This window comes from Candidatus Electronema sp. PJ, assembly GCF_048287395.1.
Classification (GTDB): domain Bacteria; phylum Desulfobacterota; class Desulfobulbia; order Desulfobulbales; family Desulfobulbaceae; genus Electronema.
Genome location: NZ_JBLWEO010000029.1, coordinates 49,354 through 65,727, shown reverse-complemented (window position 1 = coordinate 65,727; position 16,374 = coordinate 49,354). Strand labels below are relative to the sequence as shown.

Below are 16,374 nucleotides of genomic sequence, written 5' to 3'. Positions count from 1 at the left end.
CCTTCATGGCCAATGCCCGTCCCAGAGTGGAACGGCAGCTTGCCGCCAAAGGCCTCCAGCTTGGTGCCCCGATCTTCATGCGCGTTTTCAAACAGCCGAAACAGCTCGAAGTGTGGCTCCAGAAAGGAAGCAAGTTTAGCTTGTTTAAGACCTACCCGATCTGTGCTTACTCAGGGAGAGTCGGCCCTAAACTGCGCGAAGGAGACCAACAAAGCCCAGAAGGCTTCTACTCCGTCTCGGCTGGTCAGCTCAATCCAGACAGCAGATATCATCTCTCTTTTGATATAGGCTATCCCAATGCGGTTGATCGAGAAAACAAGCGTACTGGCGGCGACATTATGGTGCATGGTAAATGTATTTCCCAAGGCTGCTTGGCTATGGGCAATCTTCAGGTTGAAGAAATTTACCTTCTTGCTCATCAGGCCTTCCTTAAAGGGCAAAAACAGTTCAATATCCACATCTTTCCCTTTCGGATGACCAAGGAGAATGTAGAAAAAAACAGATATTCCCCATGGTACTCCTTTTGGCAAAATCTTCGCGAAGGTTACGATGCCTTTGAATTAGAACGTCGTGTGCCTTTTATCACCGCAGATAACGACAGATATGAGGTACGTAAGGCTTCTCTGCAAAGTAACGTAGTGATGGTCAATCAGCAGATTGCGATTGAGGAAAAAAAAGCAGGCAGTTTCTGAGCACTGTTATCCAGGCACAGAGCCGTGTTGCTTCTTGTGGATTCCCAGTAGAGCACGCTGGTGAAGAGCAAAACCGAACAAAAATAGGCAGCTATTCACAGCCAAGCCAACCAATCTGGGAAGCTGGAGGAAGAGAAAATACTCTTTTCTTACTCGCTGGCAAAGGAGTTTGGCTTGGCAGAAGAGGAGTCGTGCCGACTTACAAAGGAGTTCTACTCGGCAGGAAAGGAGTTTTGCCGACTAAGACTCCTTTTCTGTTTAGCCAAAAAGGAGTCTTGTTGAGCCGCAAAGAAGTTCTGCCGACTTGCAAAGGAGTTTGGCCGAGCAGAACTCCTTTCTTGCTTGGCCAAAAAGGAGTTTTACCGACTTGCAAAGGAGTCTTAGTCGGCAAAACTCCTTTGCAAATGACCTCAAAAGGATTGCGGGAAGAGGTGTTTTCTACCTTTGCTTGCGCTGTTAGAGTCGAAAGGCGACAAGCAGGAGATGCTGGCTCTTGGAAAGCATCATCCTTCCAGCGCAGTCAATGCCTTCTTGATTCGGGTCATACCTTCCTGAATTACCTCCATTGAGGTGGCGAAGGAAAAGCGAACAAAGGCATCTGCACCAAAGGCCGCACCCGGTACAGAGGCGACTTTGGCCTCTTCAAGGAAATAATCGGCCATTGCCACGGAATCCTTCAGCACCTTGCCCTTGAAGGACTTGCCGTAATAGGCGGAGAAATTAGGGAAGACATAAAACGCGCCGCTGGGATTGACGCAGGTAACGCCTTCGATGGACTCCAAGTCGCGGACAAAAAAGTCGCGCCGGGGCAGAAAGGCCTTATTCATCTGCGCCGGGAAGTCCTGCGGGCCAGTCAAGGCGGCCAAGGCGGCATACTGGGCTGGGGAACAGGGATTGGACGTTGAGTGGCTCTGCACTTTATTCATCGCCTTGATTAAATGGCTCGGCCCGGCGCAATAGCCGATCCGCCAGCCAGTCATGGCAAAGGATTTTGACACCCCGTTCAACACCACGGTCTGCTCCTTTAAGCGAGGCTCCACATCTAAGATATGCGGCAGCTTGCCCTCCACATAGGTGATGGTCTCGTAGATGTCATCACTGACCACGAGCCAGCCGCGCTCAAGGGCCATTTTCGCGACAGCCTGTAAAGCCGTTACCGAGAAGATTGAACCTGCTGGGTTGGAGGGACTGTTCAAGAAAATCGCGCGGGTTTTGTTGCTGGCCTTGGCCGCTAGAATATTCGGGTCAAGATCAAAATTGCTGGCTTCATCTAAAGGGACTTCAACCGGGATTCCACCGGCCAGTTGCACCATGGGTGGATAGGAAACCCAATACGGAGCCGGAATTAAGACTTCCTCGCCGGGATTAAGCATGGCCTGAAAGATGTTGTAGAGGCCGTGCTTGCCGCCACAGCAGATCTGAATCTGATCAGGGTGGTACTCCCAGTTGTGATCGAGCTTGAAACGCATGGCAACTGCCTCGCGCAGCTCTGGAATGCCAGGCACAGCGGTGTAACGGGTCTGACCATCATCTATAGCCTGCTTTCCTGCCTCGCGGACATGTTCTGGCGTGTCAAAATCTGGCTCGCCAACGCTGAAGTTGAGGATATTCTCGCCTGCCGCCTTCAGAGCTTTGGCTTTGGCGTTAACAGCCAGTGTCGGAGAGGGCGGTACTTGCAGCACCCTATTGGCAAGATGGATAGATTCCTGAGCCATAATGTATTCCTTTTGCGAAAATTGAGTAGGGTAAAAGAGCCTTACCTCTGTATCAGGTTCAGGCTGCTTTGGCAACTCCAAATCTACAAATGTACGTTAGTTGCCTGGCAGACTAAAGGACACTTCAGTGCCGCCGCTCTCTCGCCTGCGGATGCTGAGGATACCGCTGTGCTCTTTGACGATCCGTTCCACCAAGGTCAGCCCCACGCCAGTGCCTGCGGTCTTGGTCGTGTAGAAGGGATCAGCAGCCCGCCGGATATCTGCCTCAGCGATACCGATGCCGCTGTCCAGCACCGCGATGCGGAGCTGCCCATTGGTGACGACAGCCTCAATGACCAATTTGCCACCCTGCTCCATCGCCTCCACAGCATTGCGGATCAGATGGACAAAGACCCGCTTCATCTGTCGAGGATCCAGTTCAAACTCCAGCTGGCGGTCAGGCATGAAAATTTCGTATTCAATCCGCTGTTTCTGCATTGCGCTATAGAAGAGCATCAGCGATTTGACAATCAGTGAATAGAGAAGAACGCGCTCCTTCACGGAAGGCTCTTGGTCAACAAAGTTGAGCAGATCTTCCAAGGTTTGTTCGATCTTGCCCACCTCTTTGATCATCATGCCAAGAAAATTGAGCTGCTGCGGATCGATGATCTTCCGGGTGAGTAGCCGGGCGGTACCACCAATAGCCGTGACCGGATTGCGAATATTGTGGGCGAGCTGGGCCGCTACCTGGCCAACCGCAGCATAGCGTTCTGCCTCGACCAACAGGCCGTTGTTTTTTTCTAGCTCTTCTGTCACCTCTTCCAGTTCTTTGAGCTTGTTTTCCATCTGCACATACATCCGCCAATGCTCAATCGCCAGACTGGCCTGGCTGGCAAAGCTTTCCAGAGCCTGAATCTGTTCGTGGTCGATCTGTCTGCCAGTGACAAAATGGTCAGCGATAATTACTCCCTGCGAGCGGTTCTGGGAAAAAAGCGGAGCCACGACAAAGCTGTCTTCCTCAAGCAGACCCATCAGCTCAACCGGCGCAGGGCCACCGCAGTCGCACTGACCGTTCTTGACATTGATGGTTCTGCACTCAGCAGCTGCCCGGAAGAGTAGATGATCCCTATTGACGGATTCAATGCGTAAGGCCCGGATAATCCGGTTGACCTCGCTGTCCTCGTGAAAATCATGCTCGCGGATGGAATCAATCAGGTCATGAAAACGAATCTCCTTACTGTTGATTTCCTGCCAGATGCGGCCTGCGTCTTCACGGCAACCCGGCCCGATAGCGAGCCGCCCCTCGAGCACTTGTCCAGAATCATCAAATAACGCAAGAAAGGCCCGGTTGAAGCCTAGTCCCTCTTCGGCGGTTATGCCCACGAGGATGGCCCACAGAATGTCATCCAAGGCACTCATGCTGAGATAGGCGGTATTCATCTTCACGGCCAGCTTGTGCATCAGGCGGAGCCGGAAATTACCCTGCTCAATCTGCCGCTGGTAGCGACGATTGTTGATTTTTAGTCGCCGTTTCTCCAGCACCTTGCGCACCGTCTCCCAGAACGGCTCAAACTGCACTGGCTTAGTCAGGTAGTCGTCTGCGCCATGCCGGATGCACTTCAGGGCGGTTTGCAGATCGGTCACGCCGGAGAGCATGATTACTGCGGTGTCTGGGTTGACCGCCTTGATCTCCGGGATTAAATCAACCCCGCTGCCGTCGGGTAGGTTAATGTCTAAAAGCACCAAGGCCACAGGTGCCTGCCTCAGCACCTGCTTAAATTCAGCAACAGAACCGGCAGTCAGGGTCTTCAGGCAGCGGTGTTGGAGGTAGGCTCTAATGATATCGGCGATCTGGACAAAATCGTCCACAGCCAGTACAACTTCGTCGCCCTCCAAATACACATCGTCATGCAGGAGACCGGCGGACTTAAGGGAATCGGGATCGCACATGGCCGTTTCACGGTTGGAGGGGAAGCAAAAGTGGATATCCTAATTACTACTTTATGCCTTTGCTGTTGACAACTGAAAAACGTCAACGTTATGCTGATCACTCTTGTGAGACACCATAAACGGAGAAGCGATGGAACACATTTTCGGCCCAGTAGGCATCCTGGCCCAGCATCTGAAGGAGTATGAAGCCCGTCCTGGCCAGCAACAAATGGCCAAGGCAGCCGCTTCGTTGCTGGCGCAGCAGGAAGGCCCGCCTGCTGCCTGTCTGATTGTTGAGGCAGAGACTGGCCTTGGCAAGACCTTGGCCTATTTGGTGCCGACCATCCTCAGTGGGCGCAAAGCCGTGGTTTCGACCAATACCCGCAATCTCCAAGATCAGATACTCAGCAGCGAAATCCCTTTCATTCGCCAGTACATTGCCCCGGATTTGAAAGCCATGTGCGTCAAAGGCCGCCAGAACTACCTCTGTCTGCATCGCTGGCACCAGCTCATCACCGGCGAGCAGCAGCTACTGTTTGCTGAAACCAAGGAAGATCTCGCCAAGGCCAGCATTCGCGCGTGGCTGAAAAAGACCACCTTCGCTGACCGGGCCGAACTCCCCGGCATCGCAGGCAGTTCGCTGCTCTGGCAGAGCATTTGCTGCCAATCGCATTTCTGCCTTGGCTCTGATTGCCCAGATTACCACCGCTGTTACTTGAACCGGGTTCGCCGCGAAGCTGCCTCCTGTCAGCTTTTGGTGGTTAACCACCACCTCCTCTTCTCGGATCTGGCTGTGCGGCGAAGCGGCTTTGGCGAAGTCCTGCCTCGCTACGAGTCAGTCATTTTTGACGAAGCCCACCATCTGGAGGACATTGCTGCCCAGTTCTTTGGCTTCTCTTTTTCCCGCTATCAGCTCCTTGATTTGCTCACAGATATCGAGAAAGCAGCGCGGGACAGCGGTGGCAAGCGGAAGCATAAAAAGATCTTCGCCGCTTTGGAGAGCTTGGCCGGACTGGGAGAACGTTTCTTCAGCCTTTTTCCGCCAGACAGAGGCCGTTTTCCCTTGCCCGACCTCTTTGCCGCGCAGCCCGCGCTGGGTCGGACCAAAGAGGTATTACTGGCCGTGCTTGCTGATCTGGCTGAACAGCTGGAGGAGATGGTTGAAAAGCAGGACGACGGCTCGTGGAAGCAGTATCTACTCCGTTGCGAGGGCCAAATCGAAGCCTTGACCAAGGTGGCGAGCTTTGCGCTCGCTGACAAGGGCGGTCATGTCCGTTGGTTTGAACGCAGCGAGAAGAATCTGACGCTTTCAGCCACGCCAATAGACGTAGCTGCCGATCTCCAGCAGACTCTATATGCCCAGGTGCGACATTGCGTCTTCACCTCAGCCACTCTGAGCGGTGGCTCCGGCTTTGGGTATTTCTGCCGCCGACTTGGTATCCCAGAAAACAGCCCAACCTACGTCTTCCCCTCGCCGTTCGATTATAAAAACCGGACGCTGCTCTATGTGCCGGACAATTCCTTTCCTGAACCGAACGCGCCCGGCTACCGTGAGCGGCTCCAGCAGGAAATCAGGGCACTGCTCACCTACTCCAGAGGCCGTGCTCTGGTCTTATTCACCTCGTTTCAAGCCATGGAATCAGCTTGGCAGAGTCTGCACGGCAAGATGAGTTATCCCATGCTCCGCCAAGGCGAGGCCTCCCGGCAGCACTTGCTGACCCGCTTCAGCAAAGAGACTGATTCGGTGCTATTTGCCGTGGCCAGCTTCTGGGAAGGGGTTGATGTACCGGGTGAAGCCCTCAGTCTCGTCATTATCGATAAGTTGCCCTTTGAAGTACCGACTGATCCAGTACTTCTCGCGCGAATTGACCGAATTAAGACCAATGGCGGCAATCCGTTTGTTGAATTGCAAGTGCCGAGAGCCATTCTCAGTCTGCGGCAGGGCGTAGGCAGGCTAATGCGCCGGGCCGGAGACCGAGGTACGACCGCTATCTTGGACGTGCGACTGTTCAGCAAGCCCTATGGCAGCAAGTTTATTGCCGCCTTGCCGCCTTCACCTTTGAGTCGTAAGCTGCTGGACGTAGAGCGTTTTTTCGCCCAGTGAGAATGCCTCAGTTTGCAGCGAAGAAGGAACCGTTTTGGCCTGCTTGGTCAGCTCTGCAACTACGCCAGAGAAGAAGACGGCTCATTTACCAACGAGTTTGGCTCGGTAAGAAAGAGTTGCTGCCAAGTAAGAACCTTTTGTGGCCGAGCAACAACCTTCTCTTGCTTGGCAACAAAGAGTTGTGGCCGAGCTACCAAGAGTTGTTGCTTGACAAGAAAGAGTTGTTATCAAGCAACAACCTTCTTCTGCCGAGCCAGAACCTTCTCTTGTTTGGCAACAAAGAGTTGTGGCCGAGCCGCAAAGGAGTTTTACCGACTGGGAAAGGAATCTTGCTCGGCAGAAAAGGAGTTTGGCCGACTACAACTTCTTGCCAAGTCGGCCAAACCTTTTTATCAGCGAGCAAGAAAGGTATCTTTTCTAGGCGTTAGGCAAAAAATATCGCCACAGGTTTTCTCGCCGCTGCAACCTGATTGTTGCAACCTGGAATTCAACTCTTCTTATTGACTTGTTGACTTATATGCAAGAGGTTTATTTACTATATCTAAGGAAGGAAACAAGATGAAGCCATTCGCAGCGGAAACCGCCGCGTTGTTCGAGCTAATTGCCAAGAATGCCGTCCAGGTTGAGCTGGCTATGCGGGCTGATCTGGACGTAGCACTGCGCGGCTGTGAGCCGCTTTTGGTTGAGGTGCTGATGTATTCCCTGCTTGGCAAAGGCAAACGGTTGCGGCCCCTGCTCACGACCGTCAGCTCGCGGCTTTGTGGGGGGCGGGATAGCCGTGAACTGGGCCTGCTGGCCGCTGCCTTTGAATATTTGCACACGGCCACCTTGATTCACGATGATGTCCTTGATCATGCCGAACAGCGCCGGGGCCGGAAATCCGTTGTCGAACAGCACGGCCTTGCCGCTGCGATTTTGGCCGGGGATTGGCTGCACGCTCGCTCCATGCGCCTGATTGGCGAGCTGGCCGGCCAGAAAGGGCTGGAGACATTCTGCGCCGCCACCGTCGATATGGTTGATGGCGAGTTTCTTCAGATGCGTTACGCCGCTGATCCAGCTGTCACTGAGGCACAATATTTGGCAGTCATCGGGAAAAAAACCGCTGGGTTGATCAGTGCAGCCTGTGCGATTGGGGCACTACACGGTCAAGGCTGCCCAGAACAGGTTGCGGCCTTGGCCCGATACGGCGAGAAGATCGGCCTGGCCTTTCAAATTGCCGACGATCTGCTGGATTATCGCGGTGACGAACAGGCGACAGGCAAGAAAGTCTGTAACGATTTACTTGAAGGCAAGATGACCCTGCCGCTGATTCACGCCCTCAGCCGAGCTAACGGAGATGAGCGGGAGTTATTGCTCCGCAGCATCCAAGCAGGCCACAGCGTAAGCGTATCCTGCGGTGCAGTCCGACAACTTCTCGAGAGATTGGGCAGTTTCGCTTGGTGTTATCAACGAGCTGAAGAAGAGATGGTAGCAGGGCTGGCTGCTCTCTCTTGTTTTGATCAGGACTGGCAGAGAGAAGATGTCGTGGTTCTCCGCAGCCTGGCTGGATATATCCTCAGCAGGGATAGGTAGCTTCTCCGCCTGACGCTTTACCAAATGAGAACGTAACAAAAGTTAATCAGATGCAACCTGAACGTGCTATACTGCTCTGGGAAGCCGCAGGACAAAGAGAAAAACCAGGTTTGCAAGCAGATGGCGTGCCCAGTCAAAGTACTTATTGTTGATGATAGCCCGAGCAATCTTTTCGCCCTGAAAATTTTTCTTAAAAATATTGATGCGGAATTCGTTGAGGCAAGCAACGGCCATGATGCACTACAGGAAACTCTGAAGCATGATTTTGCCGTAGCCATCTTGGATGTAAGTATGCCGGAAATGGATGGCTATGAGTTAGCTCGGCGCATCCGCAAGCGAAAACGGACCGAAGATCTGCCAATTATTTTTCTTTCAGCGGTGTATTCAGATAATTATCATGTTTTTAAAGGGTATAATTCCGGGGCTGTTGATTTTCTCCCTAAACCTTTTATGCCAGAGGTCTTGACCGACAAGGTTTTATTTTTTATAAAAATCTACAAGCAGCAGGTCAAACTCAGAAAAACAATCAGAGCACTTGAACGCACCAAAGTATTAGTGCTGGAGCAGAACAAAATATTAGAGGAACTGGCAAGCCAGGACATGCTGACAGGACTCTATAACCGTCGGCAGCTGGCAAAAATCCTGAAACAGGAAGCTGAAAAGTCCAGATGCTCAGGCGGCGATCTTTCTATCATTATCCTCGACCTCGATCATTTTAAAAAAGTGAATGACACCTACGGCCACGATTTTGGCGACTATGTGATTAAAGAATTTGCCGCCCGCATCCTCTCTTGCATCAGCGATTCTGACTTTGCCTTCCGCTTCGGAGGCGAGGAGTTTATCGTGCTACTGCCGCAGACTGACCTGCACGGAGCGACAGCCACAGCAGAAAATATTCGCAGGCTCTGCGCGGACAAGTTGTTTCAGAACCTACCTCATACCATCAGCATGACCGTCAGTATCGGCGTATCTTCATATAGAAATAACCCGCCGAAACAGCATAAGGACATGATCCGTCATGCTGATATCGCGCTATATCATGCTAAGGGGAACGGTAGAAATAGAGTATCTGTCTATAGCGGATTAATAAAACCTAACGCCTCTTTGTGATGAACCGAATCTATTTGGATTAGCCTTAGCCAATGCTATCCTTCTATTTATTGCAAGAAGTCTCAGAGTTAACACCGGTTCGCTTGCCCAGAGGGCTAATTTATTCTTTGCAGCGAGACCTTCCTATGCTACTGTTATTATAATCTACGCTGTTTCTGTATAGCTAAACAGGCTTAAGCAGTATTCATTTGTCGAGATAGTATATACTAATCAACCGGCTAATCAAAATGAAATATAAAGTAAAGATTCTAATCGTTGACGACAATCCAAAGAACCTCTTTGCCTTAGAAACAACCTTTAAAGATATTGAGGCTGAATTTATAAAAGCTACCAGTGGCAATGATGCTCTCAAGGAAATTCTTCGACATGGAGAGGAGCTAGCTCTTGCCATTCTTGACGTGCGAATGCCAGATATGGACGGTTATGAGCTGGCCCAGCTCATCCGTGGCTGGGAGCAGACCCGCAAACTGCCAATCATCCTTCTTTCAGCTGTTTATTCCGATAACTATCATGTATTCAAGGGGTATAACTCTGGGGCGGTTGATTTTATCACCAAACCATTCCAGCCGGCGATTCTAGCAGGAAAGATCAACTTCTTCATTGAACTCTACTTTCAGCAGCGCAAGCTGAAGGAGACGATTGTTGAATTGGAGACTACTAAGCAGCTCGTCCTCAAGCAAAATGATATTTTGGAAAAGCAGGCCAGTCATGATGAGCTTACCGGCCTCTATAACCGGCGTAAGCTGAAGATAGTCATGCAGGAAGAAGTTGAAAAATGCAGAAAGACAAATAGCGATCTTTCGATCATTATGCTGGATCTTGACTGCTTTAGAAATGTAAACGATGAATTTGGCTATGAATTTGGCGAATACGTTATTCAGGAATTCTCTGTTGTATTGCAATCATGCATCAAAAGCTCGGATTTTGCCTTTAGATATGGGTGTAAAAAGTTTATTGTTCTCCTTCCAAGGACCGATTTAGATGCAGCCGTCATGATCGCGGAAAAAATTCGCAGGCTCTGCGTGGCAAAGGAATTCTCTGATGATGTTAACTCCACCCGAATAACCGTTAGCTCTGGCGTGGCATCGTATGTCAAACACCGCCCGAAGAAAGATGAGGACATGATCAACTCTGCCGACCAAGCTCTGCGCTATGCCAAAGAGACCGGTAAAAACAAAGTGGTTGTGAGCAGCTCCGCCACCGCTGCTTTGGCGAAGCGGCTGAAAGTCTGCATGTGAGTCCGCAATATGAAAATCAGCCTGAGCACTAAATTAGTTGGATCCCATCTTTGCTTAGGGGTTATTTCTCTGCTGTTCATCAGCGGTATCTTCTGGATGATCGCCTTTAATGCCTTGCAGCTTGTCAGCAGCCAGGGCGTGGCCGCTGTAGAACACGCTGACTATGAACGGCTGAAAACCGCCTGCCGGAGTAAGGAAAAGCAGCTTACCGTCGCGTTCATAGCGATGGAAAGACAGTTACGCATGGCAGGCGGTGCACCATGGATGGCGCAGACTGCTAAATCGTTTAGCGAGGCATTCACGGCAGCAGATAATTCCACCGCCTCAGATGCTTGGCAGGCCCTTGTTCGGACGCATGACTTCCTGTTCAGAGACCTCTGTGCCAGCCTAAGCTGGCAGGAGATGTTCCTGATCAGTACCACTGGTAACATCATCTATACCCTGAATAAGGGCACTGATCTTGGCCTCTCCCTGAACAGGGAGCCGCTCAGGAGCAGCTCATTAGGCCGGGCCTTTGCCGGTCTTCAGAAAAATTCCAACATGGAGACCGCCTTTGGCGATTTTGCGCCCTATGCGCCACTGCGCAACCTGCCTGCCGCTTTTCTGATCACCCGCATCAAAGATAAGGAACAAGTGATCGCCTACCTTGCCATTCAGGTTGCCGATGAGGTTATCGATAACATCATGGCGCAAGGCACGGAGCAGGAACACACACAGGAAGCCTATCTGGTCGGGATGGACGGATATATGCGCTCCAGCTCCATTCTTAATCCTGATCATTACAGCCGAGCGGCTTCATTTAAGAAGGGGAACAAAGTACTGACAGAAGCTGTGCAAAATGCCCTGAATGGCAATTCCGGTTCTGGAGTCACTAAAGATTACCGCAGCAAAAAGGTTCTTTCCTCATGGACACCTGTTGAGATATTGGATACCCGCTGGGCCTTGGTCTGCGAAATTGATGAAGACGAAGCCATGAAGGCTGGAACAGCAATGGGTGATACCAAAAATAAGGCTGTTCTCAAACTCATGAGTTGCGGTTCTGCTGCCTTGGTGGCCACCATGCTCATGATGGCGGTCTTTGCCTATTACATTGCCCGTTCAATCAACAGGCCGATAGTGCGGGCTGCCAAGGTCGCAGATGCCATTGCCTCCGGTGATTTCACCCAGCGCTTGGACATGCGCCGCTCTGATGAAATCGGCCTGATGGCAGATGCGCTGGATCACATGGCGGAACGGGTGTCTGTCAGTCTGTGGCACAAGACCGGAGTTGCGGAACTGGCTGACCAGATGCGAGGCAAGATGGATTTGCAGACATTGGCGCACAGCATCGCCGCTGGCCTGTCCAAGCATCTCGGTGCGCAGATGGCATCTTTATATCTTGTTGATAAAAAAGGAGAGAATCTCATTCTGACTGGCAGCTACGCCTTCCACAAGCGGCGGGGTCTCAATTCGCAGATCAAAATCGGCGAAGGTCTCGCCGGACAGGCCGCCCTTGAACAGAGCATTATCTCAATCACCGAGCTGCCTGATGATTACATCCGAATCAGCTCTTCCCTTGGCGAGTCTGCTCCGCGTAACATCCTTGCTGCGCCCTTTGCTCATGACGGTAAATTGATGGGCGTGCTTGAATTCGCCTCCTTTAGCGAATTCTCAGACGATGAAATCTCCTTTCTCAAGGATGTGCTAGAAAGCATTGCCGTAACCTTCTCTTCAGCCAAGAGCCGCCAAATTCAGGAACTGCTTGAAGAGACTCAGCTCCAGGCTGAGGAATTGCGGCGGCATGGCGAAGAGCTGCGCGAGAGCAATGAAAAACTGGCGGAACAGGCGAAGAAGATGCAGGAAATGCAGTCCGAGCTTGAGGCGATAAATGCCGATTTGGAAAAGAAATCCTATGCCTTGATCGCCCAGAAACAGCAGGTAGAGCAGCGCAATGCCGAGCTGATTAAGGTCAGGGAAGAGCTGGAGGCCAAATCGAAAGAGCTGGCTCTGGCTTCCAAATATAAATCCGAGTTCCTGGCCAACATGAGCCATGAGCTGCGCACGCCGATGAACAGCCTCCTGCTCCTGGCGCAATCCCTCAGTGCGAACAAGGACGGCAATCTGACCACGGAACAGCGGCAAGCCGCGATGATCATCGTCGAATCTGGCAAAGAGCTGCTCAACATTATTGATGAGATTCTCGATCTGGCAACCATTGAGGCCGGTCGGATTAGGAAACAAGTCGGTGAGGTCGCACTGGCAGATCTGGCGGAAAACGCCCACGCCCTTTTTGGCCACATGGCAGCGGCTAAGGGGCTGGAGTTCAAGGTCGTGGTCGGTCCTGATCTGCCTGCCAGCATTGTCACAGACCGTACCCGACTCGAGCAGATCCTGAAGAACTTCATTGGCAACAGCCTCAAATTCACTTCACAGGGCGAAGTGACGCTTGCCTTTGCCTGTCCGCATGTTGATGTTCAATTGAGGAACAAAGAACTTGATCCAGCCCAGACCATCGCGATTAGCGTGGCAGACACGGGCATTGGTATCCCGCTAGACAAGCAGCAAGTCATCTTTGAAGCTTTCCAGCAGGCCGATGGCTCAACTGCCCGCAAATACGGCGGCACTGGTCTGGGCCTATCTATCTCCAGGCAACTGGCTGCCTTGCTCGGCGGCGAGATTCATCTGCAAAGCGAACCAGGCAAAGGTGCTGTCTTCACCCTTTACCTGCCAATGCGGGATGCAGAAGCAGATCAGGCGGGAGGGCAAATTTTGTCCTGTCCTGTCCTCTCCGTACCGCCCCAGATTGTGATCGAGGCGCAGCCTCAGGCTGAAAAGACCATCTTGATTATCGAGGATGATCCCAAGGCTGCCCTGCTTCTGCTCAACCAATGCCGGGAGCGGGGCTTTAAATCCCTGACTTCTGCCAGCGGCGAGGAAGGGCTGCTGCTGGCCAGGAGCAATCAGCCCGACGGCATCATCGTGGACATGCATCTGCCTGGCATCAACGGGTTGGCTGTACTGGCCAGCCTGAAAGCTGATGTCAAGACCAGGCATATTTTGGTCTGTGTCCGCTGTGAGGAGGAGCTTCAGAGCGAGGCTTTGCGGCAAGGGGCAGTTGCGGTTTTTGTTCGTCCGACAGATGAGGAGCAGCTCAGGGAGGCCTTCAGCCGTTTTGAGGCCCTTCTCAGCCGCCAGGTCAAGCGGCTCCTGGTGGTGGAGAACGATGATCAGCTCCGCTCTGCCCTGGTTGAGCTGGCAGGCGGCGATGACATCCTGATTGCCGAGGCTAAGACCGGCCAGGAAGTCCTGAAGCTGCTGCCCAGCCAGCAATTTGACTGCATGGTGCTTGATCTCAGCCTGCCCGACACGGATGGCATTGAGTTGCTGCGCCGACTGGCCGCCGAGCCAGACCTGAAAATGCCACCAGTGATCGTTCATACAGGCAGAGATCTCAATCAGGAAGAAGAAACTGAGGTAAACAAGTATGCCGAGGCCGTTGTCATCAAGAACGTCAGTTCCCTAGAGCAACTGCTGGAGGAGATATCCCTCTGTTTGCACCGAACGCACCTCCCGGAGCAGAAGCAGATAGTCACTCCGGGGCTGTATGATCAGGAAAACTTTTTCCAAGGCAAACGCATCCTGCTAGTCGATGATGATATGCGGAATGTCTTTGCCCTCTCCGGTATTCTCGAGGACAAGGGCATTGAAGTGATCATTGCCGAAGAAGGCAGGCAGGCCCTCAAGGCATTAGCTGAGGAGATGCAGATTGATCTAGTGCTGATGGACATTATGATGCCGGGTATGGACGGCTGCGAAGCCATGCGCCAGATCCGGCAGCAAGAGCAGTTCCATGACCTACCCATCATTGCCCTGACCGCCAAGGCCATGAAAGAGGACCGGGCAAAGTGCATTGAGGCTGGAGCCAGTGACTATCTGGCCAAGCCGATTGATGTAGAGGAGCTGCTGACTATGCTGCGGGTTTGGTTGTACAAGGAGGTTTGACGATTCGACCTCTTGTACTGGTCATTTTCTGCTGACGATGCACAGAAGAAGGGGCGAAAGGATTTTCGCCCCTGTAGGCAGAGGCAATTAGAAGGAAGCTCTAATTCCACCATAGATATTGTGGCTGGAGTAATCAAATTCCATCGTATCCACGTTATCATCAAGCTCTAAATCAACCGCTGCAAGATAGCGGTACTTGAGATCGAGAGCCAGGTTGTAGTTCAGCTCGTAGCTAAAACCACCACCGACCTGATAGGCCATTGCCGTCCCGTCTGCTTCACCAGGAAGGTTGTTCCCACCAATTGCAACGTCACCAAGTTCCACTTTAGCCAAGCCAATACCGGCACTAATAAATGGCGTTACCGAGCTGATATTGGTAAAATCATAATAGCCGTTGAGCAGACCAGAAGTGCTGCTGATATCCCCTGAGGCCTTCTTACTCAGACCTTTTCCCTTCCAGTTGATCTTGTCAATATCATTCTGCTGATAGCCCAGCTCGGTTTCCATCCTGAAATTGGCCCCAAAATCATAGCCCAGTGCCCCGGTTAAGGCCAAACCAGGATCGGTATCAAACTCTATGGTGGTACCATAGCCTGTAGCCTCTGCGTTATTCAAGGTCGCAATGCCGCCGTGGACGCTCGCATACGGTCCAATTATCCTACTCTCGGCAGCAGAAGCCAGGGACAACAAGGTAGCACAGCTCACACATAGCACAACGTTTTTCATCGTATTCCTCCAGTTTTGTTGATCTTGCAGATTTCATGCTCCAGACAAAGTTCAGCCGCAGCTGTCCTTCTCAGGTTATACCTTACACTGAAATAAACTCCGCTTTAAGCATGTTGTCAACGAAATCAAGCACGAACTGCCGCTGCGCTGGTGTGGCCCAAGCAATGCAGGCGCAGTGCATGTTGTGTGAACTGCGCACTAAGAACTCCACCCGTAACTCGCTCTTCTCGAGAATCACGGAGAAATAAAATGGCCCGCAATCCGGGTGTTCACGCTGCGGCAAGGCGAGCAACTCCTCCGGCACAACAAGCCAATATACCCCGCTGATTGGGCCAGGTTTGAGGGTACGCTTGAGATAGCTATCCAAATTGTCGTGTTCCAAAAAGGAGAGTTCGTCAACAAGATATTGGCGCATGGCAACGGTTAATCTGGGAAGGGTTGAATGGGGAAAGGAACGTTGTTGTCACGCTCATCGTTACTCGACCCTTGCCTTGCTGTCAATTTTTTCCTCGGCGCAAATGCCTCGCCCCACCGTCTGTACTTTTCCGCTTGGCATTCTTGCAAGATCAGTTTACGATTCAGCCTTATATGCTTCCCAGCGCACGAGCGCGTACTTTTTTCCGACGAGGCGGATATGAAAATTGCGGCAACCGTTCTTGACCGTGAGGAGATCGAGGCGCGGGTCAAGGTGCTTGGCCAGCAGATTACCGAGGATTATCAGGGCAAAAAGCTGGTGCTGATCGGTATCCTCAATGGGGCCTTTATTTTTCTCGCTGATTTGGCGCGAGAGATTCAGTTGGCAGTGGAAATTGACTTTATCCGGGTGGCAAGTTACGGCAAGGCAGCCGCGAGCAGCGGTTCGGTTGTCCTGCGCAAGGAGCCAGACCTTGATCTGGTCGGCAAGCACGTGCTGCTCGTCGAAGATATCATAGACAGCGGCCTGACTATGGCCTGGCTGCGCGAATATTTTTTGACCAAACAGCAGGTGGCCTCAGTCAAAACCTGTGCCCTGATTGATAAAAAAGAACGCCGGGCAACAGATGTGCAGACAGATTATGTCGGATTCAATGTTGAGCAGGGTTTTTTGGTTGGCTACGGCTTGGATTATGCGCAAAACTACAGGAATCTGCCAAAAGTGTGCGCCCTAGAGCTATAATCTGCGCTACGGCAAGAGTGCGGCTCGTTTGTCAAGAAGTTTGGCTTGGCCAAAGAGGAGTTTTGCCGACTAAGAAAGGAGTTTAGTCGGCAAAACTCCTTTGTGGCCGACTAGGAAAGGAGTTTGGCCAAGCAGAACTCCTTTGCTGCCGACTATAACTCCTTTCTTGCCA

Annotated in this window: 13 protein-coding genes; 8 read left to right on the top strand and 5 right to left on the bottom strand. The window is 51.9% G+C overall.

Features of this window, described 5'->3' with window-relative positions; all coding sequences use genetic code 11:
* The first annotated feature begins 5 nt into the window (after positions 1–5).
* Positions 6–692 carry a L,D-transpeptidase family protein gene (locus ACNKIB_RS04305; RefSeq protein WP_417909317.1) on the top strand — a complete coding sequence of 229 codons (687 nt, stop codon included), beginning with the start codon at positions 6–8 and terminating at the stop codon, positions 690–692.
* 258 nt (positions 693–950) lie between these two features.
* Here ACNKIB_RS04305 and ACNKIB_RS04300 read toward each other — a convergent pair whose 3' ends face one another.
* The 3 genes from ACNKIB_RS04300 to ACNKIB_RS04290 form a co-directional block, all read right to left on the bottom strand.
* A complete protein-coding gene (locus ACNKIB_RS04300; RefSeq protein WP_417909316.1) occupies positions 951–1,106 on the bottom strand; it encodes a hypothetical protein in 156 nt (51 codons plus the stop codon).
* Positions 1,107–1,195: 89 nt separating this feature from the next.
* Entirely contained in the window at positions 1,196–2,407 is a 1,212-nt protein-coding gene (locus tag ACNKIB_RS04295) for a pyridoxal phosphate-dependent aminotransferase (protein ID WP_417909315.1), read from the bottom strand.
* A 96-nt stretch (positions 2,408–2,503) separates the two neighbouring features.
* Positions 2,504–4,336 (bottom strand): response regulator, encoded by a 1,833-nt coding sequence (locus tag ACNKIB_RS04290; protein WP_417909314.1) that lies wholly within the window; start codon positions 4,334–4,336, stop codon positions 2,504–2,506.
* Positions 4,337–4,466: 130 nt separating this feature from the next.
* Between ACNKIB_RS04290 and ACNKIB_RS04285 the strand changes: the two genes are divergently transcribed.
* The 6 genes from ACNKIB_RS04285 to ACNKIB_RS04260 all read left to right on the top strand — a co-directional run bounded on the left by ACNKIB_RS04285 (position 4,467) and on the right by ACNKIB_RS04260 (position 14,320).
* Positions 4,467–6,419 carry an ATP-dependent DNA helicase gene (locus ACNKIB_RS04285; protein WP_417909313.1) on the top strand — a complete coding sequence of 651 codons (1,953 nt, stop codon included), beginning with the start codon at positions 4,467–4,469 and terminating at the stop codon, positions 6,417–6,419.
* 2 nt (positions 6,420–6,421) lie between these two features.
* Positions 6,422–6,847 carry a hypothetical protein gene (locus ACNKIB_RS04280; protein ID WP_417909312.1) on the top strand — a complete coding sequence of 142 codons (426 nt, stop codon included), beginning with the start codon at positions 6,422–6,424 and terminating at the stop codon, positions 6,845–6,847.
* Positions 6,848–6,977: 130 nt separating this feature from the next.
* Positions 6,978–7,991: a polyprenyl synthetase family protein gene (locus tag ACNKIB_RS04275; protein WP_417909311.1), complete on the top strand. Its 1,014-nt coding sequence runs from the start codon at positions 6,978–6,980 to the stop codon at positions 7,989–7,991.
* 120 nt (positions 7,992–8,111) lie between these two features.
* On the top strand, positions 8,112–9,101 hold the full coding sequence (locus ACNKIB_RS04270; protein WP_417909310.1) for a diguanylate cyclase: 990 nt from the start codon (positions 8,112–8,114) through the stop codon (positions 9,099–9,101).
* Positions 9,102–9,328: 227 nt separating this feature from the next.
* Complete coding sequence (locus ACNKIB_RS04265) at positions 9,329–10,339, top strand: diguanylate cyclase (RefSeq protein ID WP_417909309.1); 1,011 nt, start codon at positions 9,329–9,331, stop codon at positions 10,337–10,339.
* 9 nt (positions 10,340–10,348) lie between these two features.
* Entirely contained in the window at positions 10,349–14,320 is a 3,972-nt protein-coding gene (locus ACNKIB_RS04260) for a response regulator (protein WP_417909308.1), read from the top strand.
* An 87-nt stretch (positions 14,321–14,407) separates the two neighbouring features.
* Here ACNKIB_RS04260 and ACNKIB_RS04255 read toward each other — a convergent pair whose 3' ends face one another.
* Positions 14,408–15,046, bottom strand: coding sequence for an outer membrane protein (locus tag ACNKIB_RS04255; protein ID WP_417909307.1), 639 nt, complete (start codon positions 15,044–15,046; stop codon positions 14,408–14,410).
* An 82-nt stretch (positions 15,047–15,128) separates the two neighbouring features.
* Positions 15,129–15,428, bottom strand: coding sequence for a hypothetical protein (locus ACNKIB_RS04250; protein WP_417909306.1), 300 nt, complete (start codon positions 15,426–15,428; stop codon positions 15,129–15,131).
* Positions 15,429–15,680: 252 nt separating this feature from the next.
* On the opposite strand from ACNKIB_RS04250, the gene hpt reads away from it, so the two are divergent.
* Positions 15,681–16,202 carry a hypoxanthine phosphoribosyltransferase gene (gene hpt, locus ACNKIB_RS04245; RefSeq protein WP_417909305.1) on the top strand — a complete coding sequence of 174 codons (522 nt, stop codon included), beginning with the start codon at positions 15,681–15,683 and terminating at the stop codon, positions 16,200–16,202.
* The last annotated feature ends 172 nt before the right edge of the window (positions 16,203–16,374 follow it).

What these genes read in the sequence shown, in the direction of transcription:
- hpt (WP_417909305.1), top strand. Translation starts at nt 15,681, where the DNA reads ATGAAAATTGCGGCAACCGTTCTTGACCGTGAGGAGATCGAGGCGCGG.
- ACNKIB_RS04295 (WP_417909315.1), bottom strand. Translation starts at nt 2,407, where the DNA reads ATGGCTCAGGAATCTATCCATCTTGCCAATAGGGTGCTGCAAGTACCG.
- ACNKIB_RS04290 (WP_417909314.1), bottom strand. Translation starts at nt 4,336, where the DNA reads ATGTGCGATCCCGATTCCCTTAAGTCCGCCGGTCTCCTGCATGACGAT.
- ACNKIB_RS04260 (WP_417909308.1), top strand. Translation starts at nt 10,349, where the DNA reads ATGAAAATCAGCCTGAGCACTAAATTAGTTGGATCCCATCTTTGCTTA.
- ACNKIB_RS04285 (WP_417909313.1), top strand. Translation starts at nt 4,467, where the DNA reads ATGGAACACATTTTCGGCCCAGTAGGCATCCTGGCCCAGCATCTGAAG.
- ACNKIB_RS04255 (WP_417909307.1), bottom strand. Translation starts at nt 15,046, where the DNA reads ATGAAAAACGTTGTGCTATGTGTGAGCTGTGCTACCTTGTTGTCCCTG.
- ACNKIB_RS04270 (WP_417909310.1), top strand. Translation starts at nt 8,112, where the DNA reads ATGGCGTGCCCAGTCAAAGTACTTATTGTTGATGATAGCCCGAGCAAT.
- ACNKIB_RS04265 (WP_417909309.1), top strand. Translation starts at nt 9,329, where the DNA reads ATGAAATATAAAGTAAAGATTCTAATCGTTGACGACAATCCAAAGAAC.
- ACNKIB_RS04305 (WP_417909317.1), top strand. Translation starts at nt 6, where the DNA reads ATGGCCAATGCCCGTCCCAGAGTGGAACGGCAGCTTGCCGCCAAAGGC.
- ACNKIB_RS04275 (WP_417909311.1), top strand. Translation starts at nt 6,978, where the DNA reads ATGAAGCCATTCGCAGCGGAAACCGCCGCGTTGTTCGAGCTAATTGCC.
- ACNKIB_RS04280 (WP_417909312.1), top strand. Translation starts at nt 6,422, where the DNA reads ATGCCTCAGTTTGCAGCGAAGAAGGAACCGTTTTGGCCTGCTTGGTCA.